We start from the raw sequence: 17,804 nt of genomic DNA, 5'->3' as shown, positions 1-17,804 counted from the left end.
TGGATCCTGGGCATGATGGGCACGGGAAAGCTCCGCGCGCGTCGGCCCCGTCGAGGACCCGCTCATCGTGCAGTCCGGACCGAAGCGCGGTGGCTGGCCGCGCCGGCTGATTGCCCGCGCGACATCAGGGGTACCGCGGCGGCCGTCACGCGTTCGATGCGAGGCATCCCCGGCGGCGGCGATCCGAGACTTGGCCTATGGTGAGCCGGCAAGCAGCTGTGGCGGATCCGCAACAGACATCCCTGGCCGTAGCGGTCCCTCGATCATCGTGAAGATCCGACCGAACCAGCAGCCGGCGCCGAGCGTCGCCGTACCGGCACGGCCTGGGTTCTTCCGCGTCGAGGAACCCCGTCCATGGCCGCCGTGGTCACCGCGTTCCCCGCGAGATCGCGTCGCACCGTTGAGGCACGGGACGGCGGCCGGGCCGACATCGACCTGCTGCACGGCATCTGCGTCGACCTCTCGGTTCGGTGCCGCGCCGCTCTAGGTTGGCTGAAAGGGGAGCGGACCGCATGGAGCAGGACATCGGCGAGGGGGAGCGGCCGCCCGCTTCGCGACGGCCATCCGTCTCCAGGTCCCTGGACCTCCTCAACCTCCTGCTCATCGACGTGAACGGGGCGATCAAGCCCTACCTCAACGTCTACCTCTACGTGCACCGCGGCTGGAATGATGCCTCGGTCGGGCTGGTCAGCACAGTGTCGGGCATCGTCGGCATCGTGGTGCAGACGCCCATCGGGACCGCCATCGACGCGGTGCGCGACAAGCGCGTGATCCTGCTCGGCGCCCTGGTCGCGCTCTCGCTGGCCACGCTCCTCGTCGCGCTCTTCCCGTACTTCTGGCCCGTGCTCGCGGCCTCCTGCGTGCTGGCCGCCGTCGGGGGCATGCTGAGCCCGGCTATCGCGACGCTCACGCTCGGCCTGTTCCCATCCGACCGGATCGCCCGCCGCTTCGGCCGCAACGCCGCCCTGGAGCGGACCGGGAACGTCGCCATCGCGGTGCTGATCGGGCTCGTCGGCTGGCTGTTCCCGGACCGCGCGGTGTTCCTCCTGGTCCCGGCCTGCGCCATTGTCTCGGCCGCGGCACTCTACTCCATCCCGCGCGATGCCATCGACGCGCGCCGGGCCCGCGGCGGCGGCGAGGGGGAGCAAGCCCCGGCCCGGTGGCGGACCCTGCTGACCTGCCGGCCGCTCATGGTCTTCGCGGCCTGCGTAGGGCTTTTCCATTTCGCCAACGCGCCGCTGCTGACCCTCGTCGCCCAGGAGATCGGGCAGGCGCGCCCGGACTGGTCGTCCGTCATCGTCTCCGTCTGCATCGTCGGCGCGCAGGGGGTGATGGTGCCGATGGGGCTCATCGTCGGCCGCCGGGCCGAGCGCTGGGGCCGCAAGCCCTTGCTCGTGATCGGCTTCGCCGCACTGCCCGTGCGCGCCTTGCTCTATCTCGTCTGGCGCGACCCGTACTGGCTGATCGCGGTCCAGTGCCTCGACGGCGTCGGTGCCGGCCTGCTCAGCGCGGTGAAGCCGCTGGTCATAGCCGACATCACCCGAGGAACCGGCCGGTACAACGCCGCCCACGGCCTGATCGGGACCGTGCAGGGCGCCGGCGCTTCGCTGTCGTTCGTGATCGCCGGAACCTTGGTCCAGCAGGCGGGGTTCGATGCCGCCTATCTCGCGTGCGCCGCCGTCGCGGCGGTCGCGCTCGGGGTGCTCGTGACGCTGCTGCCCGAGACAATCCCGGAGAAGCCCCGGAGAAGCCCCGGAGAAGCCTCGGGGCGGCCCGGCGGCGTGGCTGCGAGCGGTGAGACCTGGCACGGCTTGAGGAGGGGTGGTGAAAGATCGGATTTCCGGCCGGGGCGGCCGGCGGCTCACCGCGACGCTGGCCGTGCTCCTCTCCCTTGCCCTGCCCGTCACCGCCGCGACGCTCCACAGCACCTACGTCGACCCGGCGGCGATGGCGCTGCAGCGCGTCCTGCCGCCCCCGCCCGAAGCCGGCTCGGAATCGGCCAAGGCGGACATGCAGGCCGTGGAGGCCGCGGTCCGCGCCCGCACGCCCGACGACGAGCGGCGCATCACCGCGAACCTGCCGTGCACCCTCGACCGCTTCACCGGTGTGCTCGGCCCGGCCTTCACGGCGGAGACGATGCCGGACACCGCGGCGCTGATCGAGAGTGTGTTCCAGGACGGGGAACTCGCCGTGCTGGCGGCGAAGGCCGCCATCGCGCGGCCGCGGCCCTACACGGTGAAGCCGGACCTCGCCACGTTCGGACATCGCTCCGACAGCACGTCCTACCCGAGCGGCCACGCCACGTTCGGGTATCTCGCGGCCACGGTGCTGTCGCGCCTCGTGCCCGAGAAGCGCCAGGCGCTGTTCGCGTTCGCCGAGACCTACGGGGAGAACCGCGTGATCGCCGGCACCCATTTCCCGTCCGACCTCGAAGCCGGCAAAATCGCCGCGGCCGTCATCGCCGAGGCGCTGTTCCACGACCCGCGCTTCGAACGCGATCTCGCCCGGGCGGCTTCTGAAGTCGCGGCCCAGGGCGGCGCCTCCGGTCGGTGAGGCGAAGGCTCCTGACGCAGGATCACGAAGGCGGGAGGCGGGTTGCGGGGCGAACCCGCCTGTCTGACTGCGATCCCAGGCAATCCTGGGCACCCGCGCACGGGCCCTTGCCGCACCCGACCCAGCCCCGGAGATGGGCCGCCCGACATCCGAGCCCCGAACGACAGAAGACCGCCGGCATGTCTCACGTCACCGAGGAGATGGCCGCTGATGGGCACTTCATGGTCAAGGTCGCCGGTCGTGCCGTCACGGAGACCTGCGAGAAGCGGCAGGCCAGAAAGCTCGTCCGCGCGATGCGCATCTGTCGGGCGGCCTCGTCACGCTGTTCGGCGGAAGACGAGGCTCGCCGCTGCGATGGCTAAGCCCAGCCGAGCTCTCTCACGGCCCGGGCGTCGTTCCAGATCTTCGTCAATCCGATGATGCGGTCCCCCTCGAACTGCATGACATACACGTAGTCGGTCGACGTGGATTTGCCCGTGGGCGGGCAGGGTCCGCCCTCGCCAGTGTGGGTCCCGTGGAAGACCCCGTAGGCCGTCACGTTCCGGCGCTCCTCGTCCGTCGCGAAGGAACGCACCTCGTACCGACCGTCGGGGATGAAGGTCAGGAGCCCCTTCATCCACTCCGTGTAGTCCTGCAGGGAGGTCACGCCGGCCAGGGCATCGGCCTGGGCGGAGAAGGTCGCATGCGGGGCACAGTAGCGCGCGCACGCCTCCCAGCCTCCGCCGGTCTCGCAGGCGTCGAAGAAGGCCTTTGCTACCGTCGTGATGTCGCCCATGCCTGGATCGCCCTTTTCCATTGCCGGAAGCGCCGATTGTAGCGGACGCCGTCCGCGCAAGCACCCTCTGCGAGGGTCTGCGCGGACGGTCATGCGGCTGGCGCCGCTTCCGACCGTATCGCGACGGTCAGGAAGGCGCCTCGTTCGAGGCAGCCGCGCCATGCCCCCCGCTCCCGTGCGGGAGCGGGTTGGGGCAAGACGCTTCGAGGTCGAGCGCGCCATGTCTGTGACCGTTCTCGTGTGAAGCCGGGGGAGGCGGTGGGCCGGACGTGCCGAGGCGCGCGGCCCGGCTTCTCGAAGGCGGCGTCCCGACTTCGGCCGTCCCCCGGCCGAGCGCTCGAGCGCTCTCCGCCGAAGTGGATACCGGTTCGGCGTAAAAGAGCGCGTCAAGACAAAGGTTTAGAGCCGTGCCCGATTGCAACGCGATCGGGCACGGCTCTAGCCGAACCTCCGGCCGATCGCCTCGGCGAGCATGATCGTGGTCACATTCGTCGGCGCCGAGACGATGTCGGGCATGATCGAGGCATCGACGACGCTCAGGCCGTCCACCCCGCGCACCGCCCCGCTCCCATCGACCACTGCCCACGGGTCGTCGCGGCCGCCCATCGGGACGGAGGAGGTCGGGTGGGCGTAGCCGTCGACTGCCGAGAGCACGGCTCGCCGCAGCGCGTCGTCGTCACGGACATCGGGACCGGGATACAGCTCCGCCGCGACCACGTCGCTGAACGGGGCCGTCCGGCCGATGCGCCGCGACAGGCGCACCGCTTCCAACATGCGCCGCAGGTCGGCCGGGTCCTCGAAGAAGTTGTAGCGGATGAGCGGCATGGCGCGGGGGTCGCGGCTCGCCAGCCGAACCGAGCCGACGGACCTCGGCAGCGTGACCGAGCAGGCCAGTACGATGGCCCCGCCGGTCGGGCTCTGCGCCGGATCGAAGATGTGCGTCCCCAAGATGTGAAGGTCCAACTCGTCCGGAGCGGCCTCACGCGACCGCGTCCAGATGATCGCGCCCGCGACCGGGTCCATCGCCCGCACCTCCCGCTTGAGCGCGTAGACGTTGTAGTAGAACGGATGCTCCTTGAGTCGCTCGCCGACCGGCGCGTCCTGCAGCACGGGAATGTCGAGGTCGCGCAGGTGCGCCGCCGGCCCGATGCCCGACCGCATCAGGATGGCGGGGCTGCCGAATGCCCCGGCCGAGAGGATCACCCGTCCGGCCTCCACCGTCGCGCCGCCCAGCAGCCGGAGGCCGCGCGCCCGCCGGCCGTCGAACAGCACGGCGTCGACCTCGGCGCCCCCGACGATGGCGAGGTTCGGTCGGCGCCGAACGTCTTCAGTCAGGTAGGCCATGCCCGTGTTGACGCGTCGGCCCTCGACCACGTTCAGCGGGTAGGGCGAGACGCCGTGCTGCTCCGCGCCGTTGAAGTCGGCGATGCGGGACAGGCCGGCCGCCTCTGCGGCCAGCACGAAGGCGCGCATGGAGGGGGTGATCTCCTCCATCGTGCGCTGGCGGATCGGGAAGGGCCCGGAGCGCCCGCGCCGAGCGTCGTCGCCGGCCGGCGTGTTCTCCAGTGCCCTGAAGACCGGGAGCACCTCGTCCCACGACCAGCCGTCGAGACCGCGCGCGGTCCAGCGGGCGAAATCGGACGGCCGCGCCCGCATGGCGACCGCGGCGTTCACGCCGGAGCTGCCGCCGAGCACCTTGCCGCGGATCGCGCGCACGTCGTGGCCGAGGCCGGAGCGGTCCTGGGTGTGGTAGCCCCAGTCGTGCGCCGCGTCGCCGCCGACCCGGTTCGCGTTCGCGATGACGTCCGGATACGCCCCCGGCGCGTAGGCCGGTCCGGCCTCCAGCAGAAGAACCGTCCGGTTCGGATTCTCGCTGAGCCGGCGCGCGAGCACGGCGCCCGCGGAGCCTCCGCCGGCGATGACGACGTCGAAGGCCTGATCCGGGATGGGGGCGCGGGTGGGCATGGCGGACATGTCCTCTTCGAGAGCGGCGATGGTCAGGATGCGGAGGCGCGGCGCAGGAAGGCGGCGGCTCGGTCGAGGGCCCGGCGGCTGCTGTCGAGGTGGGCGACGTCGAGCTGGAAGACGTGATGCAGGCCCTCCCAGACCTCCAGCCACACCGCGACGCCAGCCTGTTCGGCGCGCCGGGCGTAGCGCGTCGCGTCGTCGATGAGGCGCTCGTCGGTGCCGACCTGGATCAGGAGCGGGGGCAATCCGCGCAGGCCGCCGAGGAGCGGTGAAGCCAGCGGGTGGCGGACATCGCGCGCGCCGGCATACTTGCGCGCGCAGTCCTGCAGGTACTCACGGCCGATGAGCGGGTCCTGCACCGAAGGGTCGTTCATGGAGGGGCCGGACAGCGTCAGGTCGGTCCAGGGCGAGAAGACGACGCCGGCCACTGGCGCAGGGCCGCGCGCGCGCAGGGCGAGGCTCGCCAGGGTGACGAGGCTCAGCCCGCCCCCGGCCGAGTCCCCGACGACGGCGATCCGGTCGTAGCCTTGGCCGATCAACCAATCCCAGGCGGCCAGCGCCGCCTCCGGGGCAGCGGGCAGCGTCGCCTCCGGCGCCAGAGGATAGTCGATGGCGAGCGCGGCGACGCCGGCCCGGCTCGCGATCTGGCTGACGAAGCCGCGATAGGCCGCGGCCGTGCCCTGGACGTAGCCGCCGCCGTGCAGGAAGAGGATCGCTTGGCCGGGCGCGGCATCCGCGGGGCGCACCCACCAGCCGCGGATGCCGGCCTCGTCCACGAGGTCGAACGCGACGCCGTCCGCGCGCGGGCTGCCGGCTATGAAGGTGTCGTAGACCGCCCGCGGCTCTCCCGTCGCGTTGCCCCAGAAGCGCGCGAACAGGTCCCGCAGGTGGTCCTCGCGCTGCCGTTCATCGTCGGCGAGCGGAATGGTGATCGTTCCTGGCGCCGGATCGGGGCCGAAGGTGTCGTCGCGCATCGCAGTTCCCGCTGGTGCATCGGCCCGACTGCCGCCGGGCAAGGCTCCGCCGTCCGCGCGTCGCTCGGCGCCGCGCGGGGTTCGTGTGTCGGACGATCGGATCTCAGGCCGGGATGCGGCCGAACGCGCCCCGGGCGTAGCCGGCGAGCGCGCGCTCGACGTCGGCGACCGTGGACATCACCAGCGGACCGCGCTTGACGAAGGGCTCGCGGATCGGCCGCCCGGCCATCAGCACGACATGCGCAGCCTCGGCGGCTTCGAGGATGATCTCCGCGGCGGAACCGGCGCCCACCGCCAGGGCGCCGCCCTCCGGCAGGAGGCGCTCCTCCTCACGGCAGCGGACGGACACGCGCCCCGACACGGCGTAGATCCAGGCTTGCCGCCCCTCGGGCAGGGCGTGGGCGAAGGCGCCGCCCGGCTGTAGGAAGCCGTCGAGCAGTGTCATCTCCTCCGGGGTGCCACCCGCGCCGACAACGTCGCCGCTCTGCCCCAGGACGACGCGGACGCGATGGCCGCGGCCTTCGAGGACCGGGATGTCGGCCGCGCGAACGTGGAGCGCGCGCGCCGGCTGCGCCTTGAGGCGCGCGGGCAGGTTGACGAAGACCTGCAGGGCGTGGACCCGTGCCCCTTCGGCCGGCCTCTCCTCGTGCGCGGCGCCCGACGCCGCCGCGAGCCAGTAGAGGTCGCCCGGCTCGAGGGCGACGTCTCGGCCCAGCGTGTCCCGGTTGAGGAAGTGGCCGGTCGCGTCCTCGAACATGACGGTCACGGCCGAGATGCCGGCATGGAGGTGCGGCTCGAAGGTCGGCCCCGTCATGACGAAGTGGTCGACCATCAGAAGCGGGTCCATGCGCCCGTCGAAGACTTCCTCGGAGAAGTGCGTCGCGGAGAAGTTCGAGCCGATGCGGTGGGGCGCTCCGAGAACGGTCTCGCCGAGCCTCGGGTGGAGCGCGTCGGCCCCGTGGATGGTCTCGAGAGCTGTCATGTCCTGCCTCGCTGCGTGGATGTGCCGATGGTGTGGCGACAGACGCTGGCCGAGAAGGCAGCTATTTTCGGACCTATCGTCCGATCGTTTGGACGCCGGGATCCGGCATCCGGTGGCGCTCGCGGCGGATGGCGACCGGCCCCGACCCCGCACACCCTCGACCGACCCCGTCGAGATCGCCCGCGCCTAGAGCAGCACGGCCTTCGGAAACTCCGCCGCGAGGTGGTCGAGAAAGGCCCGCACGGACGGAAGCAGGCCTTGGCGGTAGGGAATGAGGGCCGTCAGGGTGGAGTCGCCCGCGACCCAGTCGGGCAGAACGCGCCGCAGGGCACCCGAGCGGACGGCCTGACGACAGATGTAGCTCGGCAGAGCGACCACGCCGATGCCGCGGATGGCGGCCTGCTGCAGCCCGACCATGTCATCGCCCATCAGCCGCGGGCTCAACGGCAGTACCGCCTCCTCCCCGGCGCGGCTCGCGTGCCGCAGCCGCCAGACCGGCGCGACCCCGGTCCGCATCATGAACAGGGACGGATGGTCCCGAAGGGCGTCCGGATTGTCCGGAGCGCCGTTCTCGTCGAGGTATGCCGATCCCGCGAACAGGAACCAGGGCGCCGGCGCCAGGGTACGCTGGACGAGGTTCGAGTCCGGCAGCGGGTCCGTATGGGCCCGCACGGCGATGTCGAAGTTCTCGCCGACGATGTCGACGGTGCGGTCCGCGCCGTGGGCCACGACATTCACCTTCGGGTGGCGGACGAGGAAGTCCGCGATGATGTCCGCCAGGGCGAACTGCATGGTCGCGACGCCGGCCGTGCACCGCACCGTGCCGGTCGGCTCCGTCAGGCGCTGGCGGATCGTCGTCTCCGCCAGCTCCGCCTCTCTGAGCATCGCGACCGCGTGGCGGTAGAAGTCCTCCCCCGCATCCGTCATGCCGAACCGGCGCGAGGTCCGGTTCAACAGCCGGACGCCGAGGGCGCCCTCCAGCTGCTGGAGGCGGTGGCTCAAAGTGGATTTCGGCACGCGCAGCGTCCGCCCGGCGGCCGTGAAGCCGCCGCGATCGACGACCTGCACGAAGTAGAAGAAGTCGTTCAGGTCGAGCACGCCGCCTCCACATCGTCCAAACCTATGGACGCTGGGTTCGGATTGTTGCGGCTTCTGGGCCGCCGGTCCAGCCGGTAGCTCTTGCTCGTCGCCGGCCCCGACGGGCCTTGAGCAGGAGGACACGATGACCGCTCGCGCCTACGAACCGCTCACCGCCGAGAACGCAGCCCTCGTCCTCGTCGACCATCAGGTCGGCCTGATGACGGGCGTGCGGGACTATTCGACGGGCGAGCTCAAGCACAACGTGATCGCCCTGGCGAAGGCCGCCGCGGCGCTCGGCCTGCCCATCGTGGTCACCACGACGGCGCGCGACAGCCTATGGGGTCCGACCTTCCCCGAGTTGGTCGCGGCGTTGCCCGGAAACGAGGTCATCGACCGCTCGTCGGTGAACGCCTACGACGACGCGCGCGTCGCCCGGGCCATCGAGGCCACGGGCCGCGAGAAGCTGATCTTCGCCGGCATCTCGCTGGAGGTCTGCGCGGCTTTCCCGGCCATGACAGCCGTCGCCCGCGGCCTCGACGCCTACGTGGCTGTCGACGCCTCCGGGACGTTCAGCGAGACCAAGCGCCAGGCCGGCCTTCTCCGTATGGCCCAGGCGGGCGTGGTCCTGTCCGACTACGCGACGCTGATGGTCGAGATCCTGAAGGACAACGCCCGCCCGGAGGCGGGCCCGGTCTACGCGGCCTTGGACATGCCCTGGGCGACCTTGGTCGGCCAGGTCGCCGCCTCCTTCGGCAGAGTGGACGGCGGAGCGAATGCTTGACCGTTCCCGACACGTGTCAGTTTGCGGCCGCCGCCTGTCCCACAGCGGTCGGCAAGCGGGCGCGCCAGCGGTGTCTGCCGGCCCCTGCTCGACGCAACAATCGAAGCAACACGCGCGTAAGGCCGAGCTCTTAAATCCTTCATTAACCAAAGGCCCGAACGGCCACGAGGGGGAACCGACATGACCACCATCATCGCACGACTGCTGATCGTCATCAGCGTGATCGGCGCCATCGCCTGCGCGCCGATGCTGACGCCCGCATCCGCAGCCGGTCTCCTCGCGCAGACGAGGTGAGCCGTCATGGGCATGCAGTCCGTCATCCTGCTGGTCATCGCCGGCAACTTCGCCTGCGCCTCCCTCATCCCGTATCTGGCGATGACCGGAGCCTGAAGGCGTCGCCTCGGTAGATCTCTCACCCTACGGAGCCGATCATGAGTATCTCGAAGACCGCTTGCCTCACCGCTGTCCTCGGCCTCGTCTCCGACATGGCCTTTGCCCAGCCACAGGCGAGCCAGGAGAACCTGAAGCGCCACTGCATAGGAGATTACCTGGAACATTGCGGCCAGTTCTCGCCCGACGGCGGGGAAGTCCAGGCCTGCTTCCGCGAGAGAGTCGGCCTCCTGACACCGAATTGCTCGATGGCCATCGCCGCTTACCAAGAGGAGCAGAAGGCCGCGAATCCGATCCGGAAGGTCCGCGCCGCACGGTGAAGTCATCCCTTCGCGTATTCGATAAGGTCAGCCGAGCCGGCATCTGCGAAATCCGGCGCGGCACGGAATTCGCCAGTGTCTACCGTCGCCTGCTCTGACCGGGATGCGACCCGCCGCAGGGTATCAACCTTATCGCGCCCGACAGCCCTCGGCGAATGGGGTTGGATGACCGGTACCGCAAGCCAGCGCACGCGGTGCGCGTTCGCCGCGCACAGTCGAAGCGCGATGCGAAATCCCCTGCGCCGGATCGTGGCGGAGTCCGCCGCTTCTCGAGATTGGGCGCGAATGGAAGCCGAGGTCGGCTTTCCCACACTTGATGCCCAGAAGCGGACAGACGGAAGACCACCCCGAACTGCCGTTCCGGGAGCGACCCGAACCGGTCACTCAGGTCACGAGAATGACGGCCGGGACGCGGACGCGCCCGGTTGCGTGTCTCGGCTGTGCGCCTGCCGGTAGTCACGCGGGCTCATGCCGTAGCGATCCTTGAAGCGGCGCGCGAAATGCGCCTGGCTGCTGAAACCGCAGCCGTAAGCCAGCATGCCGATCGACAGGTGGGCGCAGGCCGGATCGCCCAGGCGCTTGGCTGCCGCCTCCAGGCGGCGTCCCCAGATGTAGTCGGAGATGTGCCGGCCGCGCTCGTGGAACAGTTCCTGGAGCCGGCGCAGCGACACGCCCATCGCGGCGGCGAGTTGCGGCGGATCCAGGTTCGGGTCGCTCAGGTTCGCCTCGACATAGGCCTTGGCGCGCTGGACCGTGACGTTGCCGTGAACGGAACGGGGTACCTCCTGCGCCATCCGTTCGGCGAGGCTCGCTATGATCAGGTCCGTTCCGATCGCCGCCATGCGCACGGCCGCGTCGGGCGTGAGCTGATCGCCCATGCGCACCAGCTCCTGGAGGAAGGTGTTTGCCAGGGTCGTGGAGGCGAGGTCCGCGCCGACCGTGAGTGCACAGTACAGCCGGGACGGACCCAGCATGGCCTCGAAGCGCTCGCGCGGCAGATCGATGACGAGGGAGATGCCCGTGTCGGCCTCGCAGACGGCCGGGCGTGCGTCGATAACGACGAAGTCGCCCGTCCGGAATACAGCCTCCCGATCGCCTTGCTGGATGGCGTCCTGGCCGGAGAGCTTCATGGACGCGTAGAGGCGGTCGGGCTGCCCATAGCGCCGAATCGCGTCGGGGGTCGCTTCAGTCCGCATGGCGGTGTGTGCCATCTTGGAGATCGGCACAGGCCCGATGCTGGTGACGTCCAGCCTGCCCTGAAACGGAACCCCGTGAAGGGGTTGCTGGTCGATCGGGATCAATCGCTCGCAGATCGTCTCGCGCCAGCGCCGGAACGCGTCCTTGGGGTGAATTCCCTCTGTCGAGAAGAAGGGTTGCATGCGTAGCCTCGGCACGCAGCGCGCCATCCCCAAGCGCAGACTGCGGATCCGGAGGGTTATTGTATATAATCTATCATCTCAAGACCGCGGTGCCGGGTGCTTCGCGGCGGTTCTGTCCGCGTCTCAATCAATGCCGTCGGTAAGCGCACCGGCAGGAAACCGCCCGGAGCTGCCACTCCGATCGCACCCAAGCCTGACACGGGACCACCCCGCGGGGGCCGGTCACCGTCTCGGAATCCCTCCGTCCCCGCCAGCGTTGTCGGAGCCGCCGCAACGGCCGCGCTCTTCCCGAAGCCTCGATCGTCCAGACGACACGGGGTCACCGCCGGGCGACGAGGTCCGCGGCGAGCCGCCACCCGAGCGTCCGGCCGATTCGCGCTCGGACCCTGGGTTCGAGCGTGCCGGATCGCGAGCAGCTGGTCGTCGCGCGCCGGCCTACGATCCGCGCAGGTAGCTCAGCGGCCGACCGGTATCCGGATGCGGCATGACGCCCATCGGGATGTCGTACACGGCGCGCAGCGTGTCGGGGTTCATCAGCGTGCCGGGCGGCCCGTCCGCGATGAGGCGTCCCGAGTGCAGCGCCAGGATGCGGTCGCAGACGCGCGCCGCCATGTTCACGTCGTGCAGGACCACCACGACGCCGAGCCCGTCACGATGGGCCAGATCGCGCACGAGGGCGAGGATCTCGACGGCGTGGGCGACGTCGAGGGCCGAGATCGGCTCGTCGAGCAGCAGGCAGGCGGGCTCCTGCGCGATCATCATCGCGAGCCAGACGCGCTGCCGCTCACCGCCCGAGAGCGTGTCGACGAAGCGGTCCGCGAAGGCGGCGACGCCGGTGGCGGCGAGCGCCCGCCGGACCGCCTCGCGATCCCGGTCGGCGACGCGGCCGAGGGCGCCGTGCCAGGGATAGCGCCCCAGCGCCACGAGCTCGCGCACGGTCATGCCCGGGACCGGCGGGAGCGCCTGCGGCAGATAGGCGACCTCGCGCGCGAAGGCGCGGTCCTCCCAGGCACTGAGGGCGCGATCCGCGAACGCGATCCGGCCGGCGGTCGGCGCCTGCTGGCGGCCCAGCAGCTTGATCAGGGTCGACTTGCCGGACCCGTTATGGCCGATCAGGCCCACCACCTGCCGCGGCTGGATCACGAGGTCGAGGGGATGCAGCAGGGTGCGTTCGGGGAGTCCGAAGCTCGCGCCCTGCAGGGTGAAGAGCGGGGGGGCGCCCGCGGCTTCCGCCGTCGGCGCGCCCCGCGGCCGCGCGACGACCGGCGCATCGGGACCGTTCATGCGGGCCTCCTCGGGCCGTCCGTTCCCGCCGGACCCGCTTCGGGGCGTGCCGGCAGGGGGCAAGCGCCGCAGAGGCTCTGGTCGGGGATGAGGTAGCGGAGGCAGCAGACCTTCCGCACCCGACGCGGCGGCGCGCCCGCCGGCGCGTCCCCCGCCTCCGGGACGTAGCGGATCGGCGCGAACAGCGGGTTGGGCGCGCCGGACCGGCGGCGGCTCGTCAGGACGCTCGCGGCGGCCGCGTGCCCGGTCCGGCCCGCCTGCGGGAGCCCCTCGGTGCGGCGCACCACGAACTCGAAGATGTTGCCGGCATTGCTCCACAGCACGCGCGGCGCCACGCCCGAGACCGCCGCCAGGGCACCGACCAGGGGCGCCAGGTGCGCGTCGATCAGCGCGCCGAAGCGATCCGCCGGCGCCCTCTCCCCGGTCTGCCCGCCGGGCCCGTCGCTCCCCGCGGCGGGGTCGCGCAGCTTGAGCGCCCGCGTCAGCCCGCCCTCGTCCGGGACGATCTCGACGGCGTCGAGGGCCACGGGCAGGACGAGGTCGAGCACGATGTTGGCGGCGAGCGCGGGCACCACCAGCATCGAGAAGTGCTGCTTCGCCCAGATCGACGCGACGGCGCGGGGCTCCGGCGCCGCGAAGGTGCGGGCGAACCGGTCGAGCTGGTCGGTCAGGACGCGCGGATCGAGCAGGTCGGCGCCCCTCACGGAGGGGCGCGGATCCTCCGCGGACACGATCCGATCCCGGTAGCCCTCGAGGGGGCCGACGAACAGGGCGTTCAGCGGGGAGAGAATCATCGGCGCAGCATCAGCCAGACGAAATAGGCGCCCCCGAGAACCGTCGCGACGAGGCCGGCGGGCAACTGCCACGGGAAGGCCGCGACGCGCCCGAGCCAGTCGGCCAGCACCATGATCAGGCCGCCGGCGAGCGTCGCCGCCACCAGCTGCTCGGCGGCCCGGCTGAAGCCCAGGCTGCGGGCGAGGTGCGGCCCCATCAGCCCGACGAAGCTCAGGGGGCCGACGAGCAGGGTCGCGGCGCCGGTCAGGATCGCGGCGACCGACAGGACCGTCAGGCGCGCCCGCGCGACCTGGAGCCCGACGGCCCGGCTCGTCTCCGCCCCGAGCGGCAGGATCGTGAGCCAGCGCGCGAGCAGCGGCGTGCCCGCGAGCACCAGGGCCGCGCCGAGGCAGGCGAGCCCGGCCTCGGTCCCGGTGGCGTTGTAGGTCGAGCCCGAGAGCCACGTCAGCAGGGCGGCGGTCCGCGGGTCGGCCGTGGCGAGCAGGAGCGCGATCACCGAGCCGATCAGGCTGGTCAGGGCCGCGCCGACGAGCAGGATCCGGGCGGAGGCGTAGCGCGCCCGGCGGCCCAGGGCCAGGATCGCCAGCAGCGTCGCGAGCGCGCCCGCCGCGGAGGCGGCCAGCATCGCGGCCGGACCGAGGCCAGGGGCGAGGAACAGGACGAGCACCACCACCAGGGCCGCGCCCGCGGAGACGCCGAACAGCTCGGGGCTCGCGAGGGGATTCCCGGTCAGCCGCTGCAGCAGCCCGCCCGCGTAGGCGAGCATGGCCCCGGCCCCCAGGGCGGCCAGCGCGCGCGGCGCCCGCCAGGCCAGGAGGGCGCCCGGATCGGGGCTCCACAGCCAGCCCTGGGCATCCCGCCCCAGGGTGAGCGACAGGCCGACGGCCGCGAGGGCCAGGATCGCGAGCGCCCCGATGGCGGGCCACGGCCGGGCGAGTCGTACCGGGATAGGCCCCAGCGCCGGCGGCGCCTCGCGCGCCGTGCGCAGGCCCAGGATGAGGCCGACCAGCAGGGGTGCGCCGACGAGGGCGGTGACGGCGCCGGTCGGGACACCGCTGCGGCCGATGAGTCGCTGCACGAGCTGATCGGTCAGGACGAGCAGCACCGCCCCGGCGACCGGCCCCCAGAGCAGGCGGTCGCGGAGCCGGCGGGCGCCGCCGTAGCGGGCGATGGCCGGCCCCGCCAGGCCGACGAAGCCGATCACCCCGAGATACCCGGTCACGCTGGCGCCGACCGCGACGCCGAGGGCGAGGGCGGCGAGCCGCGTGCCGGCGGTGGAGACGCCGAGGCCCCGCGCCCCGGCATCGCCGAGCTCGATCAGGGTCAGCGGGCGCGCCAGCAGGCCGGCCGCGAGGGCCGTGAGGGCGAGGCGCGGGACGAGGCCGCGGACGCCGTCCCAGTTGTTCTGGTTCAGCGCGCCGGCCTGCCACGCGTAGAGGTCGGAGAGCGCGTCGAAATGCGCGAGCACCAGCATCCGGTTGGCGGCCTCGGCGGACAGCCCGACCACCAGTCCGGCGAGGATGACGGTGGACGGCGCGTAGCCGCTGCGCCCGCTCAGCAGCAGCACGAGGCCCGTACACAGGGCCGCCCCGGCGCCCGCGACGGGCTCGTAGCCGTAGATCAGGAGGGCCGGCCACCACAGCGTCGCGAGGGCCAGGGCGAGCTTCGCGCCCGCGAACACGCCGAGGGTGCCGGGCTCGGCCAGCGGGTTGTCGAGCACCTGCTGGAACAGCACGCCGGCGAGGCCGAGGCCGCCGCCCGCCAGGACCGCCATGGCGAGGCGCGGCAGCAGGCTGTCGCGCAGGACGAGCTGCGGCATGTCGCCGTCGGTCGGGTGGAGCAGGGCGGCCCACCACTGCCCGGGCGGCAGGACTGCCGCCAGGTTGGCGTGCAGCAGCGCGGCGCTCACCGCCAGCGCGAGGGCGAGGAGCCCCGCCCCGCGCCAGAGCGGCGAGGCCCCGGACCCGTCGGCTCGCGCCCGCCGCGCTCCGGCCCCGGCCGCGCTCACGCCGGGGCCTTCCCGAGCGCCGCGGCGACCTGACGGGCGAAGCGCGCGGCCGAGGGCAGGCCGCCGTTCGGATGGACCACCGGCATGCGGATCACGCGGCCGGCGCGCACGGCGGGCAGCGCCCGCCAGAGCGGGCTGTCGTCGAGGCGCCCGAGGGCGCGCGCGGTCTCGGCGCCGCGGTCGAAGTGGATCAGCGTCGCGTCGGGCACCTCCGCGAGGTCCTCGACCGCAGCGAGCACCGTGCCCGCGCCGCTCTGCCGGCCGGTCCAGGCATTGGTCAGGCCGAGGCGCTGGGCGACCGCGCCGACGGTGCTGCGCGTGCCGAAGACGGCCAGCTGCCGCCCGTCGTCGCGGAAGCGGCAGATGTAGACCGGGCGCCCGGTCCGGCCCGCGAGCGCGGCCCGGGCCTCGGCGAGCGCCCCGTCGGTCCCGGCGACCAGCGCCCGCGCCGCCGCGGCGCGGTCGACGCGGTCCCCCAGGTCGCGGGTCAGCGCGTCGAGGTGGTCGATCGGCTCCCGCGCGCCCGCGACGATGGGCAGCGCCACGACCGGGGCGATCCGGGTCAGCGCGACCTGGATCTGCGCCTGCCACGGCGCGGCGAGGATGAGGTCGGGGGCGATCAGGCTGAGGAACTCGAGGTTCGGCTCCTGCAGGGGGCCGAGGTCGAGGACCGAGTCCGGCAGGGGCGGCTGCGCGATGAGCTTCTCGTAGAGCGGCCGGTTGGCGATCGCCACCGGCACGAGCCCGATGGCGAGGAGCGTCTCGGCGAACAACCCGTCGAGGGCGACCACGCGGGCGGCGGGCGCGCCGCCCGTCTCCGCGCGCCGCGGGTCGTCGGACGCGCCCGCGGGAGACGCGGCGAAGCCGCCCGGGACGAGACCCAGGACGCCCGCGGCGAGGCCGGCGAGGAGGGCGCGACGATCGCCGCGCGGGCGGCTCATCCCCATGCGCCGACCCGTGCGCCGACTCGGGCGAGCGGGCGGCGGATCCGCCCGCGGCACGCCTCCGCGCGCCGCGCCCGGCCGGTCCGCGGGACGGCGAGCCTCATGGATGCGCTCCCTGCCGCTCCCAGGCGCGGATCCCGCCGGCGGCGGGCGCGCGCGCCGGGGCGACCGCGCCCCCGTGCCCGTCCTGATCGAGCAGGCTGTCGACGATCTCCTGCGCGCGGACCGGCAGGACCGAGAGCAGGGTGTCGCTCAGACCGTGCGAGGTCTCCGAGTAGCCCTGGACGTAGATGCGCGGGACGAAGCCGGGGCGGGTCGGGACGCGGTAGTCGCGCGCCAGGTCCGGCCCGTCGCGGTAGGGCGCGAGCGGTTCGAGGATCGCCGGGTTCGGGTCGCGCGCGTACCCGGTCGCCAGGACGACGCCGTCGTAGCTGCGCTCCGCCTCGACCTCGGCGTAGCGGTCGACGGTCCGCAGCCTGATCCCGCTTGCGTCGCCGACGGCCGAGAGGATCTCGCTGCGCGGCCGGAGGTGCAGGCGCTGCGGCCCGGAGACCTTCTCGCGGTAGACGATGACGTGGAGCGCCTTGAGCAGGTCGGCGTCGATCACCGCGTAGTTCGTGTTGCGGTAGCTGCGCACGATCGCCGCCCGCCGCTCGCTCGGCTGCGCGTACACGAAGTCGGTGCGGTCGGGGTGGAAGATCTCGTTGACGAACGGCGTCGCGTCCGACGGTCGGAGGGCGTGGCCGCGGAAGACGAGATCGACCTGCAGCTGCGGGAAGCGGGCGTGGAGATCGTGGCCGATCTCGGCGGCGCTCTGGCCGCCGCCGATCACCGCCACGCGGGCGCCCGGGCGCGACAGGTCGAGCGGGCTGCCCGGGCCGCGCCGGTCGACATGGTCGAGGTAGCGGCTCGAATGGCAGAGCCGGGGATCGCGCGCCAGGGCGGCGAAGGCGGCGGGCACGTGCGGGGCGCCGCCCACCGCGAGGGCGAGGTCGCGCGTCTGGCGGCGGATCTCGCGGCCCGCGGCGTCGCGGGTGACGACCCACAGGGTCTCGACCGTCCCGTCCGGTCCCGGCCCGGGCTCCACCGCGACCGCGGTCTCGCCGTAGTCGCACCGGTCGGCGAAATGGTCCGCCACCCAGCGGAGATAGTCGTTGAACTCGATCCGGCTGGGATGAAACGTCCCGAGATCGATGAAATCGTGCAGTCGACCCTGGCTGTGCAGGTAGTTCACGAAGGTCAGCGGGCTCGTCGGGTTGCGGAGCGTGACGAGGTCCTTGAGGAACGAGATCTGCATGTCGCTGCCCGGCAGCAACATGCCGCCGTGCCATCGGAAGTGCGGCTGCCGCTCCAGGAAGCGGTACCGGAGGCCGCGCGCCGCCGGGGTCTCGGCCAGGGCGATCGCCAGGGCGAGGTTCGAGGGCCCGAAGCCGACCCCGATGACGTCGCAGAGCGGTGCGGCGCGCGCGGTCATCCGATCGTCTCCTCGTCCGCACGACGGGGTGCGCGCCGGGGTGCGCGCCGGGATGCGCGGCGATCCTCGCCGCCGCGGCGCACGGGGGCGGCGCCTC

Annotated in this window: 15 protein-coding genes and 1 pseudogene; 5 read left to right on the top strand and 11 right to left on the bottom strand. The window is 72.5% G+C overall.

Annotated features, from left to right (window positions below; all coding sequences use genetic code 11):
- Positions 1-512 precede the first annotated feature (512 nt).
- The 3 genes and pseudogenes from BLW78_RS25130 to BLW78_RS25120 form a co-directional block, all read left to right on the top strand.
- Positions 513-1,715: pseudogene (locus BLW78_RS25130) on the top strand (MFS transporter); the annotation flags it as partial.
- Positions 1,716-1,824: 109 nt separating this feature from the next.
- Positions 1,825-2,553: a phosphatase PAP2 family protein gene (locus tag BLW78_RS25125; protein ID WP_091682788.1), complete on the top strand. Its 729-nt coding sequence runs from the start codon at positions 1,825-1,827 to the stop codon at positions 2,551-2,553.
- A gap of 179 nt (positions 2,554-2,732) precedes the next feature.
- Positions 2,733-2,915: a hypothetical protein gene (locus tag BLW78_RS25120; RefSeq protein ID WP_020094361.1), complete on the top strand. Its 183-nt coding sequence runs from the start codon at positions 2,733-2,735 to the stop codon at positions 2,913-2,915.
- On the opposite strand, the gene BLW78_RS25115 is transcribed toward BLW78_RS25120, so the two are convergent.
- The 5 genes from BLW78_RS25115 to BLW78_RS25095 all read right to left on the bottom strand — a co-directional run bounded on the left by BLW78_RS25115 (position 2,912) and on the right by BLW78_RS25095 (position 8,350).
- Positions 2,912-3,328: an ester cyclase gene (locus tag BLW78_RS25115; protein ID WP_091682786.1), complete on the bottom strand. Its 417-nt coding sequence runs from the start codon at positions 3,326-3,328 to the stop codon at positions 2,912-2,914. The two genes, BLW78_RS25120 and BLW78_RS25115, sit on opposite strands and share 4 nt — an antisense overlap.
- Before the next feature lie 438 nt (positions 3,329-3,766).
- Positions 3,767-5,293, bottom strand: a complete 1,527-nt coding sequence (locus BLW78_RS25110) for a GMC family oxidoreductase (protein WP_091682784.1) — start codon at positions 5,291-5,293, stop codon at positions 3,767-3,769.
- Between the two features lie 32 nt (positions 5,294-5,325).
- Complete coding sequence (locus BLW78_RS25105) at positions 5,326-6,270, bottom strand: alpha/beta hydrolase (RefSeq protein ID WP_091682782.1); 945 nt, start codon at positions 6,268-6,270, stop codon at positions 5,326-5,328.
- A gap of 103 nt (positions 6,271-6,373) precedes the next feature.
- Positions 6,374-7,252 (bottom strand): pirin family protein, encoded by an 879-nt coding sequence (locus BLW78_RS25100; RefSeq protein WP_091682780.1) that lies wholly within the window; start codon positions 7,250-7,252, stop codon positions 6,374-6,376.
- Positions 7,253-7,438: 186 nt separating this feature from the next.
- The gene (locus BLW78_RS25095) at positions 7,439-8,350 is read right to left on the bottom strand and encodes a LysR substrate-binding domain-containing protein (RefSeq protein WP_091682778.1); all 912 of its coding nucleotides are present in this window, start codon (positions 8,348-8,350) and stop codon (positions 7,439-7,441) included.
- Between the two features lie 124 nt (positions 8,351-8,474).
- Between BLW78_RS25095 and BLW78_RS25090 the strand changes: the two genes are divergently transcribed.
- Together BLW78_RS25090 and BLW78_RS25085 are read left to right on the top strand one after the other, a co-directional pair.
- Positions 8,475-9,113: an isochorismatase family protein gene (locus tag BLW78_RS25090; RefSeq protein WP_091682777.1), complete on the top strand. Its 639-nt coding sequence runs from the start codon at positions 8,475-8,477 to the stop codon at positions 9,111-9,113.
- Positions 9,114-9,544: 431 nt separating this feature from the next.
- Positions 9,545-9,823 (top strand): hypothetical protein, encoded by a 279-nt coding sequence (locus tag BLW78_RS25085; protein WP_091682775.1) that lies wholly within the window; start codon positions 9,545-9,547, stop codon positions 9,821-9,823.
- Positions 9,824-10,212: 389 nt separating this feature from the next.
- Here the strand turns inward: BLW78_RS25085 and BLW78_RS25080 are convergent, their stop codons facing one another.
- The 6 genes from BLW78_RS25080 to BLW78_RS25055 all read right to left on the bottom strand — a co-directional run bounded on the left by BLW78_RS25080 (position 10,213) and on the right by BLW78_RS25055 (position 17,707).
- Entirely contained in the window at positions 10,213-11,202 is a 990-nt protein-coding gene (locus BLW78_RS25080) for a helix-turn-helix domain-containing protein (RefSeq protein WP_091682844.1), read from the bottom strand.
- Between the two features lie 435 nt (positions 11,203-11,637).
- Positions 11,638-12,486, bottom strand: a complete 849-nt coding sequence (locus BLW78_RS25075) for an ATP-binding cassette domain-containing protein (RefSeq protein ID WP_170855236.1) — start codon at positions 12,484-12,486, stop codon at positions 11,638-11,640.
- Entirely contained in the window at positions 12,483-13,280 is a 798-nt protein-coding gene (gene fhuF / locus BLW78_RS25070; protein WP_091682774.1) for a siderophore-iron reductase FhuF, read from the bottom strand. The genes BLW78_RS25075 and fhuF overlap by 4 nt, the downstream gene beginning before the upstream one ends.
- Positions 13,277-15,289 (bottom strand): Fe(3+)-hydroxamate ABC transporter permease FhuB, encoded by a 2,013-nt coding sequence (gene fhuB, locus BLW78_RS25065; RefSeq protein WP_091682772.1) that lies wholly within the window; start codon positions 15,287-15,289, stop codon positions 13,277-13,279. Before fhuB ends, fhuF begins: the two co-directional genes overlap by 4 nt.
- Positions 15,286-16,230 (bottom strand): ABC transporter substrate-binding protein, encoded by a 945-nt coding sequence (locus BLW78_RS25060; RefSeq protein ID WP_244527048.1) that lies wholly within the window; start codon positions 16,228-16,230, stop codon positions 15,286-15,288. Before BLW78_RS25060 ends, fhuB begins: the two co-directional genes overlap by 4 nt.
- Positions 16,231-16,333: 103 nt before the next feature.
- Complete coding sequence (locus tag BLW78_RS25055) at positions 16,334-17,707, bottom strand: lysine N(6)-hydroxylase/L-ornithine N(5)-oxygenase family protein (RefSeq protein ID WP_091682769.1); 1,374 nt, start codon at positions 17,705-17,707, stop codon at positions 16,334-16,336.
- Positions 17,708-17,804: the final 97 nt, after the last annotated feature.

The sequence above is a fragment of the Methylobacterium sp. 275MFSha3.1 genome (genome assembly GCF_900108435.1).
In the GTDB taxonomy this organism is placed as follows: domain Bacteria; phylum Pseudomonadota; class Alphaproteobacteria; order Rhizobiales; family Beijerinckiaceae; genus Methylobacterium.
Note: the sequence above shows the minus strand (reverse complement) of the source record. Positions and strands in the feature narration are given on the sequence as shown.